The sequence below is a fragment of the Stenotrophomonas sp. WHRI 8082 genome (assembly GCF_040223995.2).
In the GTDB taxonomy this organism is placed as follows: domain Bacteria; phylum Pseudomonadota; class Gammaproteobacteria; order Xanthomonadales; family Xanthomonadaceae; genus Stenotrophomonas.
The window spans coordinates 426,783-437,983 of the sequence record NZ_CP167826.1 but is presented as its reverse complement, the minus strand read 5'-3'; the positions used below and the strand labels follow the sequence as shown (position 1 = coordinate 437,983).

The following is an 11,201-nucleotide window of genomic DNA, read 5'->3' as shown; positions in this document are numbered from 1 at the left end:
CAAGCTGCAAGGATTGAAACAATGAACGCACATACGAACAAGATCGCGCTGGTCACCGGCGCCACCCGTGGCATCGGCACCGAGACCGTGCGCCAGCTGGCGCAGGCCGGCGTGCACACGCTGCTGGCTGGTCGCAAGCGTGACACCGCCGTGGCCGTCGCACTGAAACTGCAGGCCGAAGGCCTGCCGGTGGAAGCCATCGAACTGGACGTCACCGATGAAGCCAGCGTGGCTGCTGCAGTGGAGCAGGTGCGCCAGCGCCACGGCCGTCTGGACATCCTGGTCAACAACGCCGGCATCATGATCGACGACATGAGCAAGGCACCTTCGCAGCAGTCGTTGGAGACGTGGCGCACCACCTTCGATACCAACGTCTTCGCACTGGTAGCCGTCACCCAGGCATTCCTGCCGCTGCTGCGCGAATCGGCTGCTGCGCGCATCGTCAACGTGTCCAGCCTGCTGGGTTCGGTGACCCTGCACAGCCAGCCGGGCTCGCCGATCTATGACTTCAAGGTACCGGCCTACGACGTGTCCAAGAGCGCAGTGAATGCATGGACCGCACACCTGGCCTATGAACTGCGCGACACCGCGCACAAGGTCAACACCGTGCACCCCGGTTACGTAAAGACCGACATGAACGGTGGCGAAGGCGAGGTCGAGGTATCCGTAGGCGCGCAGTCCAGCGTGCAGATGGCGCTGCTGGATGCCGACGGCCCGAATGGCAGCTTCACCTACCTGGGCGAGGTGCTGCCGTGGTAATCAAAACCTTGGCGGTCGCCCTGTCCAGCGTGCTGCTGGCTGGCTGCGTGACCGTCGGACCCAACTACAAAGCACCGGTGGAAGCACCGGTGGCCCTGCAGGGGGCTGCGGCACCGGTGTACAGCACCGAGTCGCCGGTAGCCACCTGGTGGGCACAGTTTGACGATCCGGTGCTGGAAGAACTGGTGCATCGCGCGCTGGCTGACAACCTGGATCTGCGCGTGTCGGTATCGCGCGTGCAGCAGGCGCGTGCGGTGTTCGTTGAACGCCGCCTCGACCAAGCACCGCATGTCACTGCCGGTGGCGCGTACGATCGCCGCAAGCAGCCGGAAACGCTGGCCGGTGGCGAGCGTGTCTTCAGCGAAAGCTACCAGCTGGGCTTCGATGCCGGCTGGGAGCTGGACCTGTTCGGACGCCAGCGCCGCGCCGCGGAAGCCGCCCGCGCGGATCTGGACGCCGAGTGGGCGAACCTGGCCGATGCACAGGTACTGGTCGCCGCTGAAGTAGCGCGCAACTACTTCGAGCTGCGCGGTACGCAGAAGCGCATCGCCGTGGCCGAGCAGACCCTGGGCAACCTGCGTGACACCCAGAAGCTGACCGAAACCCGCTGGGAACTGGGTGCGGGCAGCGAGCTGGACGTGCAGAGCAGCCGTGCACGCTTGAAGGCCATCGAGGCCGACATCCCGCTGCTGGAAGTGGCACAGACCCAGTCGCGCCATCGCCTGGCGGTGCTGCTGGGACTGCGTCCGGAATCGCTGGACGGCATGCTCGCCCCGCGCGACATGCCGGCCTTCGCCAAGGCGCTGCCACTGGGTGACACCCGCGAACTGCTGCGTCAGCGCGCGGATGTGCGCGTGGCCGAGCGTCGCCTCGCTGCGGCCACCGCACGCATCGGCGTGGCCACCGCAGACCTGTTCCCGCGCCTGTCACTGACCGGCTTTGTCGGCTTCCTCGGCGGCGATGCCAGCGGATTGATCAGCGGCAGCAACAAGGCATGGTCATTGACCCCGCAGCTGAGCTGGGCCGCGTTTGATTTCGGCACCGTGCGTGCGCGGTTGAAGGCCAGCAAGGCCGAAGCCGATGGCGTGGCTGCGCAATACGAACAGGCTGTGTTGCTCGCGCTGGAAGACACTGAAAACGCGTTGACGCGCTATTCCAAGCAGCAGGCCCGGCTGGCGATCGTCGCCGAGCAGGCGCAGGCGGCGCGGCGTGCCGAAACGCTGGCGCAGGTCCGCTATCGCGAAGGGTCGGAAGACTTCCTGACCCTGCTCGATGCCCAGCGCACGCAACTGGTGGCGGACGACGCCCTGGCCGCCGCCGAAGCCGAGGTCAACGTCAGCGTCGTCGGCGTGTACAAAGCCCTCGGCGGCTGGGGCCAAGCTGCACAGCCGAGCATCGCCCTGGCACAGTGACCCGTAGGGTACGGTCTCGCCACTGCGCTCGCCGACCCTGGGTCGGCGCTACCGATATGCTGCCTGTGTCCCGGTAGCGCCGAGCCATGCTCGGCGAGCGCAGCGGCGCTCTCAACGAACACCCGCCGAGTACGACTCGGCGCTACTTCGCGTCCCACTCCAGCTCCACCACCAGCGGGAAATGATCCGACGGCAGTATTCCGCCCACCCGCGCATCGACCGTGGCGAAATCCCGCGCGGTGAACCCACGCACCAGCACCCAATCCAGTTCCGTGGTCGCCTTGCCGGTGAAATCATGGAACGTATTCTTCGGCCCACGCGGTGCAGCCACCTGCGTGCGCGCATCCGTCAACGCACCCGTAAACGCAGCGTATGTGGGTCCGCCCGGCTCACTGTTGAAGTCACCCGTGACCACGACAGGAATGTCTGCCGGCAAAGTCTTCAGGTGCGCCACGATCGCCTGCGCTCCACGGACCCGACGCGGCTCATCTTCATCACGATAGGGCAGGTGGGTATTGAACAGATAGAAGCGCCGCCCATCCTCCACGCGACGGAACAACCCCCACGTCACCATGCGCGGAAACAGGTTGCCCCAGCTGATGCTGCCGGCCACGTCCGGCGTATCGGACAGCCAGAAATTACCCGATTGCTCCAACGCCACCGCCTTGCTGTCGTAGAACACGCCCATGTGCTCATCGTCATCGCCACCGCGTCGGCCTTCGCCGAACCAGCGGTAATCGGGCAACTGCGAGGCCAGGTAATCCGCCTGTTCCTTCACCAGTTCCTGCGTACCCATCACCGCCGGATGCGCTTGGCGGATGGTGGTCACCAAGGCCTCCCGGCGGTCCATCCAGCGCTTGCCGGGCGCGGTATCTGCTGGCGTACGCACATTGAAGGACATCACCTTCAACGGGGGCGGCGGCGTAGCAGCGGCTGCCGGCAAAGCCAGCGCCAGAAGAAGTAATGCGGCAGGGCGCCGCAGGCGGTTCAACATGGGAATCCCTCCATTCCGTGAAATCGTTTGCAGGCAAGAGTCGCATGGGGGGCAGGGAAGGGGATGTGCCGGAATGGCTGGTTTGCCGAGTCGCATCTGATCTTCACCCAATGCAGGCGACAGGCTCACCCCTGAACGACGCGATCCTCGTTAAGGTTTCTCCAACACGCACTCCTTGTTGGAAGGAATCACATGATCAAGTGGGCCATCATCTTCGCCATCATCGGCCTCATTGCCGGTGCACTCGGCTTCGGCGGCATCGCCGGCGCCTCGGTCGGCATCGCCAAGTTCCTGTTCTGGGCCGGCATCATCATCGCCGTGGTGCTGTTCCTGCTGGGCATGACCATCGCCAAGAAAGTCACCTAGTCGCGCGCCTAAAGCCCGCGCAACAAACGAAAAGGCCGCCCCTAAAAGGGCGGCCTTTTCTGCGTTGAGGGTATCGGCGACGGTGCATCCGGCGACGGGGTACATCCAACGCGGTACATCCCACGCGGTAGAGCCGACTTCAGTCGGCTGCCCTTCCATCGGCTGCTCTTCCACCCGCGCCAGTCACTTCAAACGAGCCACTCAACGCCCCCGATACGGCTCACACCCCACACCATCATTATCCCGGTCCAGATGCGGCCCATACCCCGGGTCTCCCCGACGCACCGGCGCCGCACCCGCCGCCCGTGCTTCCGTGCAGTTCTTGAACGCCCCGCCACGCGCACGCGGCGCGTTGAAGTTCTGCCGATCCACAGGGCGGGGCAGGGCGGCTGCTGCGCCGCCGCCATGGCAGTGATAATCCCCTGTCGCCCGATTGGTATGGCATCCCTGCTTGTTCAACCCGCCGCTATGCCCCTCAGCCATCTCCGCCACAACGAGGGCGCCGGCCAGCACAGCGCACTGCAGCCATCGCACAGGCCCATCGTCACGGGCCCGGTTCATCGGGTGACGGCCACGGTGATCACCGCCTCAACCCGATATCCATCTGGGTCGATCAGAAAGCCCGCGTAGTAGTGCTCGCCGTATTCCGGCCGCAGCCCGGGCACGCCATTGTCCTGACCGCCGGCAGCCAGCCCGTCGTGGTGGAAGGCGTCGATCTGGCCGTGCGAAGCGGCTGCAAACGCAATATGGAAACCGTCTGCCGGCGGCCTGGCGTCCGCTGAAAGATTGAGCAGCAGCAGATCCTGGCCATCCACCAGCCCATAGCCGATCGATTCATCGCCGTCGAAAACACGGCGGTAACCCAAGGCGCCCAGCGCGGCGTCGTAGAAGCGGCCAGCACGCGCAAGGTCAAGGACGGCCAGAGAAAGGTGATGGAACATGGGCGGCCCGGCGAGAAAGATGAGCAGAGCATAGCTGCGAATCTGCCTCTGCGATGCAGCACCGCTGGCGCCCACGGGCAAGGCCCCGTCGCCGGAAGTCACCCTGCCGCGCGGCACGTTCCCGCGCCGGCGCCGGTCTCTACTATCGGGTCAACATGCACATCGTCCGCATCCAGCGCGGCATACTCCGGGGAAGCGCCATGCAGGTAAACAATGATCGCCGGCTGACGCTGGCCTTGGCGGCCCTCGGCGCTGCTGCCGCGCTGGCGTTCGTCGCATGGGAGTACCTGCACGGCGGCGTCAAAAGCCACCATCTGCTCAACCATGCCGACCTTCCCGCAATATCCAATTGGTGGGGCGTGCTGATGCTGCCGCTGCTGGGTGCAACCGCAGGGTGGTCCATCGCCCGTCAACGCCCCCGCACCTCATCGGCGGTGTCGCGTGCCCTCATCGCAGCCGTCGGCGCACTGGTCGTCGGCGTTGCGCTTTCGGTCGCGTTTACCACCGGGCACGAGTACGCCGCGTCCATCATCTTCCTCGGCCTTGTCTTGTCGGGTCTGGTGCTGCCGGTTTACCGCGCGGAGTATCTGTTCGGCTTCGTGCTGGGCATGGCCTTTACGTTCGGTGCTGTGCTTCCCACCTTGGTCGGACTGGTTGCGGCCCTGCTTTCGGCCGCAACCCATCTGCTCACCTATCCGCTGATACTGAAGGCGTATCGCCGCGTGCGGGCCTGACTCCGAATGTCTGAGGGTCAGGCGGTAGGCACGAACGGCGGCGGCTGGTTGGTGACGCCCCAGAACATTCCCAGCTCCTGTACCGCTTCCAGAAACTCATTGAAGTCGATTGGCTTGACCACGAACGCATTCACGCCGGAATCGTAGCTCTTCACCAGATCGCGCTCCTGGCGCGACGAGGTCAGCATCACGACCGGGGTGCTCTTCAGCAGGGCATCGCCGCGGATCTCGGCGAGCACTTCCAGTCCATTCAATTTGGGCAGTTTCAGGTCCAACAGCACGACGACGGGACCGCCGTGCAACGCGCCTGCATACGGTCCATGGCTGCGCAGATAATCCAGCGCTTCTTGGCCATCCCGTACGTGCACGACGGGGTTCAGCAGCTGGCACCGCGCCAAGGCGGCCATCGTCAGCTCAGCATCTTTCATGCTGTCTTCTACGAGCAGAATCGGTCGCAGGTCTTTCATGGAGCGTCCTTGATCAATCAGTGCGCCGGTTGCCCTGGCGCCGGGAAGGGCGCATAGCTTTGCATGACCGATAGGGAATGTCAGTAAGTTCCTTAACGGTTAATCTTAACAATTAAGTTAAGGGTGCGTGTAGGTATGGGGCGGGGCATAAGGCGCATGCCAAGCCACCCGGTCAGTGCATCAGGACGCGTTGAAGGTCGTAGCAGAGGCCGACTTCACCATCGCCCGGCCACTGACAATCAGCCCCTCCACCAGGTGTTCGCTCAGGACGCCTTCGGGATCGCCGTCCTGCTTGGCCAGATGCACCGCGTGCAGGATCTCGAAGATAGACGCCAAGCCCTGCAGGGTGCGAAGCGGGATGGCGACCTTACTGTGTCGTTTGAGATCGCTGAATGCATCTGCGCCCAGTAGTGGGGCGTCGTCGGCCACGTCGGGCACCAGTTTCAGGTGCACCGTGCCGGTGCGGGCGATCTGCTCCCGCTCATGCTCTTCCAGCGTCCGTTCCAGCTTTTCAATGAAGCGGGGAGGAAACGAATGCATCTTGTCGCCAAGCAGGGCGTGTAGGCGCTTGGCGCCCAGCGGGTACTGCGATTCCATCGGTATGCCTCGCATTACATGAAGGCCACCTGCGCCAAGGCGCGAGGTGGCAGGCGATGCGGGTTGGCATACCGGACGCTAAGAACCATAAACCGGCGGATCAGGGATCCCCACGCATCGCCCGCCGCAAGAGTCGGTAGGCGATGCAGTGCATTCTCCGCCGTGCCCCGAGGGGCAGAACAGAGTCAACGGTTCTAAGCGATAACAGGATGCCAATCCCGACTGGTGCCGTAGGGCGCCAGCGGATCCATCGTGCGCAGGGCAAGTGCCTGCGTCCATGAGGAAAATTGCGAAGTCAGGTGATCGGGAGCGCGCTCGGGGCGCTGCTCTACCATTGTCGGTGACGCGTCTGGCCTCACCATGATGCGAGCGATGACGGCGTTGAGCCGATGCCCTTACGTCACCCGATCAAGGGCGGAGCGAGTCACCACCCAGTTCATGCTCCGCCGCAAGCGCTAGATATGCGGATCGAGACATGCGGCGGGATGCAGCAGCTTGGTCGATTCGACCCACCAGGTACTCCGGCAGGCTGATATTCAACCGGACGGCGCGCGTGCTGAGCCTGGACAGGTCGACGTCCACCAGCATCCAGAATCCGCCCGTGTACTCATCGCTTTGACTATAACGTTCCAGCGACGATGCGACAGCAGGGCCTGCTGATTCGCCCTCATACCTTGCTTCGACGGCCTCTTGCACCATGCGAGGGATGTCCGCTGATTCATCCGCGGCGGTAAAGACGCCTGGCAGATCCGGGATGGTGACACCATAGGCAGAGCCTGCATCGTGGTGCACATAAACGGGGTAGAGCATCAGGTCCTCCATCCGGCCTGCCGATAAATGTTTCGGACGGTTCCGATAGGTAAGTCCTTCTTCGGGTGCGGAAGGACGACAACACGATCTGCTTTACGAAGCTTGTGATGGCTGCCACGTGTACAGACGACTGCAAACCCATCGGCCAGTAGTTGCTTGAGCAGTGTGCGGCTGTCCATGGGAACTATGTACGCACACGCATTGCCTCTACACAAGTCTACACAATAATTTTGAAGTAAACCTCAAGGCTTATGCGGGATATGCGCGCTCGCGTCAATGCGGCGCTTGAGACGCTTGGCCTTGTCCCAGAGGCATGGTGCAAAGCCAAGGCCGATGCGCCAGGCAGAGCAAGAAGGCTTCGTTACGAATCACGTCCAACAAAAAAGCCGAGATCCCCTTTTTGACGAAGGATCCCGGCTTCTCGCGGCTCCCGAAGGAGCCAATCAATGGTGGAGGTGGGCGGAATTGAACCGCCGTCCGAAGGCACTCCATCCCCAGCTCTACATGCTTAGCTCACCGTTGGATTTCGTTCCGGAACAGCACGGTGTGCGAAGCACATCCCGGAACAAGCCTGCTGTGTTCTAGTGCTGGACTGACAGGCAGCCGCCCAGCTCGATTCCATGATAATGACTCTACGCTGCTAGCATGGACACAGGCAGTTTCGAGGCTTCACCTAAGGCGGCGAAGGATGACGCAGGTCAACCGTTAGGCTGCGACTGCGAAATCCGAAGCGTAGTTGTCGTCGTTGGCAACTAGAGTTTTGCAGCTGGATTTACGAGGAAAGCTACACCCTCGGCATGCGCCAAGCGACTTCACAACCCCCGTCGAAACCAATGCACCCCCGGTTTCAAACAAGTGCTTGCAAGTACTGGCCAGATTCCGGTGCTGCAGGAACGAGGCTGCCCAACGAGACCGATGCTACGCCAATCCGGCTGAACAGTCACGCAAAAGCGCGATTTCTGGTAGCAGGCCTACATATCGAACTGTTAACGTCTTGAGGAGCCATTTGCGACACCATTGTGGTCACGTGTGGTCACGCTGGGAACACGAAGCAGGAGACGTGTGGGTGGAGATGACGAACAAGCGCAGTCTTCGGCAGCTGGTTGGCCCCGTGGGCATTGGCTATCTGCGCCGTGCGGTACCGCCGGGTTGGGTATGGACGGTCCTGGCAGCGCTGGTGGCTGCGGCGTGTCTGATCGAACTGCCCGCGTCGGCCGCGATGGCGCTGTTGGCCAGTGCCGTCGTGGTGCATTGGCCGCGCAGAAAGCGTCCGTCGCTGGGCTACTGGCGGCTGCTGGGGTTGGTGCTGCTGGGACTGTTGGCGTGGGCGCCGGAGCCTGATGTGCTGTCGCAATGGTTCGAGCACGGGCTGGCGATCGCGCTGCTGGCGCTGGCCGGGGTGAGTGCGCTGACCCATGTGCTGCAGGCACGCCGCTTGTCGCGCCGCCTGCAGCAGGCCGCAGATGCGATGGACGACAACCGGTTGCTGGCGCTGCTGCCGGGTGACGCGGCGCGTCTGGCGCGCAGCTGGACGGCAGGCGATGACAGCCACGCCGACGAGCTTGCGGTAGTGATGCATCTTGCCGTGATGCATGCAGCGTTGGCGCCGCAGATGCAGGGTGGGGCGGTCAAGGCCTGACGGCGTACGAGCTGCGGTGAGGGTCCGCCGAGCGTGGCTCGGCGCTACCGGAGTAAGAAGTTGGTCGCCGGAGTACGACGTCGGTCATGCGTCGCGGTTGCCCCGACGCATGACGCGTGACTTTTCGATTGCCCATTCGCGGTCCTTGGCGGCATCGCGTTTGTCGTGGTCCTGCTTGCCCTTGGCCAGCGCCACTTCCAGCTTGATCTTGTTCTTGCTCCAGTACATCGCGGTGGGGACGATGGTGTAGCCGTCGCGCTCCACCTTGCCGACCAGCTTGTCGATCTCGCTCCGGTGCAGCAGCAGCTTACGCTCGCGGCGGTCCACGGCCACGAAGTGGCTGGAGGCCTGGATCAGCGGGGTGATCTGCGCGCCGATCAGGAAGATCTCGCCCTGCTTCACGTACGCGTAGGCATCCACGATGTTGCCGCGGCCGGCACGGATGGATTTGACCTCCCAGCCCTGCAGCGCAAGGCCCGCCTCGAAGCGCTCCTCGATGTGGTACTCGTGCCGGGCACGCTTGTTCAACGCGATGGTCTTGTTGGCCGTCGCGTTCTTTGCTTTATCCTTGCCGTCGTTCTTGCTCATTCCCGTATTGTCTCCGATTCGGGCCCGCCCGGTCGATCACCTGCAGCCAAAACTCTGAAATGCCTACCATTCGTCGAAGCGCCCTGGTCGAACACTCCGCGGCGCGCATGTTTGATCTTGTCAACGATATCGCCGCCTACCCGCGCCGGTTCCGTTGGTGCTCGGCTGCGCAGATCCTGGAGCAGGGCGATGATCGCCTCGTTGCGCGCCTGGACCTGGGGCTGGGCTCGTTCTCCACCTGGTTCATGACCGAGAACACGCTGGTACGCCCGCAGCGTATCGATATGCAGCTGCGCGATGGTCCGTTCAAGAGCCTACATGGCCGCTGGGCGTTCCATTCGCTGGCCGAAGATGCCTGCAAGGTCAGCCTGGAGCTGGAATTCGAGCCGAAATCCCGCTTGTTGGCGCCCGCGCTCGCTTTGGGTTTCCAGGGGCTGGCCGACCGCATGGTCAACGACTTCGTGCGCGTGGCAGACGAGCAGGATTGATCCGATGATCCGCGTGGAAGTGGTACTGGCTTGGCCCGACCGCGTGCTGCATCGCGCGCTGGAACTGGCTGAAGACGCCACGGTGGCCGATGCGGTCGCGGCGGCTGCGTTGGAGGGCAGTGCGGAATGCCCTGCGGTCGCGGTGCATGGTGTACTGGCTACACCCGGGCAGATCCTGCAGGACGCTGACCGGGTGGAGCTGTTGCGGCCACTGCTGGCCGATCCCAAGGACAACCGCCGGCGGCGCGCGAAGGCGCAGCCGAAGTAGTCTTACGGTGGGATGTCGGGGCCGGCGGCCGGTCATGACGGCCAGCGGCCGTCACTACCGACCAGGCGGGATCAGCCGCCGCCCTTCTTCTTTTCCTTCGGCAGGTTGCGACCGAACTGGCGGACGGTCTGCGTGGCCAGCTTGGAGTCCTGCGCGGGGAAGTAGTCGCCTTCCCAGCGGGTGACGGCATCGTTTTCGAAGTAGACGGTGAAGTTCTTCGTTTCCGTGCGGCCGACGCGGTCGATACGCTGGCTGGCTGCGTAGTCCCAGCGCTGGGCGTGGAACGGATCTTCAATGGACGGGGTGCCGAGCAGGGCATTGACCTGCTGCTTGCTCTGCCCCACCTGCAGCTTGGACACGGCATCTTCCCGGATCAGGTTGCCCTGATAGATGGGTTGCTTATAGATGATGCCGCAGCCCGTGGTGGACAGGGCAACGGCGGCGACCAGCAGGAGATTGCGCATCGGGAATCGCGTTTGGGGAAATCGATCCGATGATACACTCCCGGCGTGCCACCGCGACCCAATCCGAGGCAGCTGGCGCTAAATCGCCAATGAACGGAGACCTATGGAAACCCACGACCTGCGTAAAGTCGGCCTGAAGGTGACCCATCCTCGGATGCGGATACTTGCACTGCTTGAGCGCACTGCCCAGCACCACATGACCGCCGAAGACATCTATCGCCAGCTGCTTGAGCACGGTGATGAAATCGGCTTGGCCACGGTGTACCGGGTGCTGACCCAGTTCGAGGCCGCTGGCCTGGTGCTGAAACACAATTTCGAAGGCGGCCAGGCCGTCTATGAGCTGGACCGCGGCGGCCATCACGACCACATGGTGGACGTGGACTCGGGCAACGTGATCGAGTTCGAAAGTGCGGAGATCGAAGAGCTTCAGCGCAAGATCGCATCAGATCATGGCTACGAGCTCGAAGAGCACTCGCTGGTGCTGTACGTGCGCAAGAAGCGCCGCTGAGGCGTCCGCCGAGCACGGCTCGGCGCTACCGAAGCAGAATCCGAAACGCCGGAATCCGTAGCGCCGACCCATGGTCGGCGAGCGCAGCGGGCCTTCGGCGGAGAGTCCACCGAGCGTGAACAGAACCCGTAGCGCCGACCCATGGTCGGCGAGCGCAGCGGGCCGT

The 11,201-nt window shown here is 63.5% G+C and carries 17 protein-coding genes and 1 other RNA gene; 8 read left to right on the top strand and 10 right to left on the bottom strand.

All coding sequences use genetic code 11. The annotated features are described in order from the left end of the window. Positions 1 to 21: 21 nt before the first annotated feature. Together ABRP17_RS01860 and ABRP17_RS01855 are read left to right on the top strand one after the other, a co-directional pair. Entirely contained in the window at positions 22 to 759 is a 738-nt protein-coding gene (locus tag ABRP17_RS01860; RefSeq protein ID WP_349985301.1) for an SDR family oxidoreductase, read from the top strand. Further along, the gene (locus ABRP17_RS01855) at positions 753 to 2,171 is read left to right on the top strand and encodes an efflux transporter outer membrane subunit (protein ID WP_188324336.1); all 1,419 of its coding nucleotides are present in this window, start codon (positions 753 to 755) and stop codon (positions 2,169 to 2,171) included. Before ABRP17_RS01860 ends, ABRP17_RS01855 begins: the two co-directional genes overlap by 7 nt. A gap of 142 nt (positions 2,172 to 2,313) precedes the next feature. Here the strand turns inward: ABRP17_RS01855 and ABRP17_RS01850 are convergent, their stop codons facing one another. After that, positions 2,314 to 3,165 (bottom strand): endonuclease/exonuclease/phosphatase family protein, encoded by an 852-nt coding sequence (locus tag ABRP17_RS01850; RefSeq protein ID WP_349985300.1) that lies wholly within the window; start codon positions 3,163 to 3,165, stop codon positions 2,314 to 2,316. A 192-nt stretch (positions 3,166 to 3,357) separates the two neighbouring features. Between ABRP17_RS01850 and ABRP17_RS01845 the strand changes: the two genes are divergently transcribed. Beyond that, on the top strand, positions 3,358 to 3,531 hold the full coding sequence (locus ABRP17_RS01845) for a DUF1328 domain-containing protein (protein ID WP_042612362.1): 174 nt from the start codon (positions 3,358 to 3,360) through the stop codon (positions 3,529 to 3,531). Between the two features lie 201 nt (positions 3,532 to 3,732). On the opposite strand, the gene ABRP17_RS01840 is transcribed toward ABRP17_RS01845, so the two are convergent. Then, positions 3,733 to 4,014 carry an excalibur calcium-binding domain-containing protein gene (locus tag ABRP17_RS01840; protein ID WP_349985299.1) on the bottom strand — a complete coding sequence of 94 codons (282 nt, stop codon included), beginning with the start codon at positions 4,012 to 4,014 and terminating at the stop codon, positions 3,733 to 3,735. A 74-nt stretch (positions 4,015 to 4,088) separates the two neighbouring features. Further along, positions 4,089 to 4,547 carry a VOC family protein gene (locus tag ABRP17_RS01835; protein ID WP_349985310.1) on the bottom strand — a complete coding sequence of 153 codons (459 nt, stop codon included), beginning with the start codon at positions 4,545 to 4,547 and terminating at the stop codon, positions 4,089 to 4,091. 125 nt (positions 4,548 to 4,672) lie between these two features. Between ABRP17_RS01835 and ABRP17_RS01830 the strand changes: the two genes are divergently transcribed. Continuing rightward, positions 4,673 to 5,206: a hypothetical protein gene (locus ABRP17_RS01830; RefSeq protein ID WP_349985298.1), complete on the top strand. Its 534-nt coding sequence runs from the start codon at positions 4,673 to 4,675 to the stop codon at positions 5,204 to 5,206. A 17-nt stretch (positions 5,207 to 5,223) separates the two neighbouring features. Here ABRP17_RS01830 and ABRP17_RS01825 read toward each other — a convergent pair whose 3' ends face one another. The 5 genes from ABRP17_RS01825 to ssrA form a co-directional block, all read right to left on the bottom strand. Then, positions 5,224 to 5,673: a response regulator gene (locus tag ABRP17_RS01825; protein ID WP_349985297.1), complete on the bottom strand. Its 450-nt coding sequence runs from the start codon at positions 5,671 to 5,673 to the stop codon at positions 5,224 to 5,226. Positions 5,674 to 5,853: 180 nt separating this feature from the next. Then, positions 5,854 to 6,270 carry a hypothetical protein gene (locus ABRP17_RS01820; RefSeq protein ID WP_349985296.1) on the bottom strand — a complete coding sequence of 139 codons (417 nt, stop codon included), beginning with the start codon at positions 6,268 to 6,270 and terminating at the stop codon, positions 5,854 to 5,856. Positions 6,271 to 6,678: 408 nt separating this feature from the next. Further along, complete coding sequence (locus ABRP17_RS01815; protein ID WP_349985295.1) at positions 6,679 to 7,080, bottom strand: type II toxin-antitoxin system HicB family antitoxin; 402 nt, start codon at positions 7,078 to 7,080, stop codon at positions 6,679 to 6,681. Next, positions 7,080 to 7,259 carry a type II toxin-antitoxin system HicA family toxin gene (locus tag ABRP17_RS01810; protein WP_349985294.1) on the bottom strand — a complete coding sequence of 60 codons (180 nt, stop codon included), beginning with the start codon at positions 7,257 to 7,259 and terminating at the stop codon, positions 7,080 to 7,082. The genes ABRP17_RS01815 and ABRP17_RS01810 overlap by 1 nt, the downstream gene beginning before the upstream one ends. 268 nt (positions 7,260 to 7,527) lie before the next feature. After that, positions 7,528 to 7,923, bottom strand: a transfer-messenger RNA (tmRNA) gene (gene ssrA, locus ABRP17_RS01805). Positions 7,924 to 8,152: 229 nt separating this feature from the next. Between ssrA and ABRP17_RS01800 the strand changes: the two genes are divergently transcribed. Continuing rightward, entirely contained in the window at positions 8,153 to 8,719 is a 567-nt protein-coding gene (locus tag ABRP17_RS01800; protein WP_349985293.1) for a hypothetical protein, read from the top strand. 84 nt (positions 8,720 to 8,803) lie between these two features. Here ABRP17_RS01800 and smpB read toward each other — a convergent pair whose 3' ends face one another. Next, positions 8,804 to 9,307, bottom strand: a complete 504-nt coding sequence (gene smpB / locus ABRP17_RS01795) for an SsrA-binding protein SmpB (protein WP_188324326.1) — start codon at positions 9,305 to 9,307, stop codon at positions 8,804 to 8,806. Positions 9,308 to 9,366: 59 nt separating this feature from the next. Here smpB and ABRP17_RS01790 point away from each other — a divergent pair, with 59 nt between their 5' ends. Then, positions 9,367 to 9,795 carry a type II toxin-antitoxin system RatA family toxin gene (locus ABRP17_RS01790; RefSeq protein ID WP_349985292.1) on the top strand — a complete coding sequence of 143 codons (429 nt, stop codon included), beginning with the start codon at positions 9,367 to 9,369 and terminating at the stop codon, positions 9,793 to 9,795. 4 nt (positions 9,796 to 9,799) lie between these two features. Beyond that, the gene (locus ABRP17_RS01785) at positions 9,800 to 10,063 is read left to right on the top strand and encodes an RnfH family protein (protein WP_192080649.1); all 264 of its coding nucleotides are present in this window, start codon (positions 9,800 to 9,802) and stop codon (positions 10,061 to 10,063) included. 71 nt (positions 10,064 to 10,134) lie between these two features. On the opposite strand, the gene ABRP17_RS01780 is transcribed toward ABRP17_RS01785, so the two are convergent. Further along, on the bottom strand, positions 10,135 to 10,527 hold the full coding sequence (locus ABRP17_RS01780) for an outer membrane protein assembly factor BamE (protein ID WP_192093769.1): 393 nt from the start codon (positions 10,525 to 10,527) through the stop codon (positions 10,135 to 10,137). 103 nt (positions 10,528 to 10,630) lie between these two features. On the opposite strand from ABRP17_RS01780, the gene fur reads away from it, so the two are divergent. Then, positions 10,631 to 11,035: a ferric iron uptake transcriptional regulator gene (gene fur / locus ABRP17_RS01775; protein WP_188324322.1), complete on the top strand. Its 405-nt coding sequence runs from the start codon at positions 10,631 to 10,633 to the stop codon at positions 11,033 to 11,035. The last annotated feature ends 166 nt before the right edge of the window (positions 11,036 to 11,201 follow it).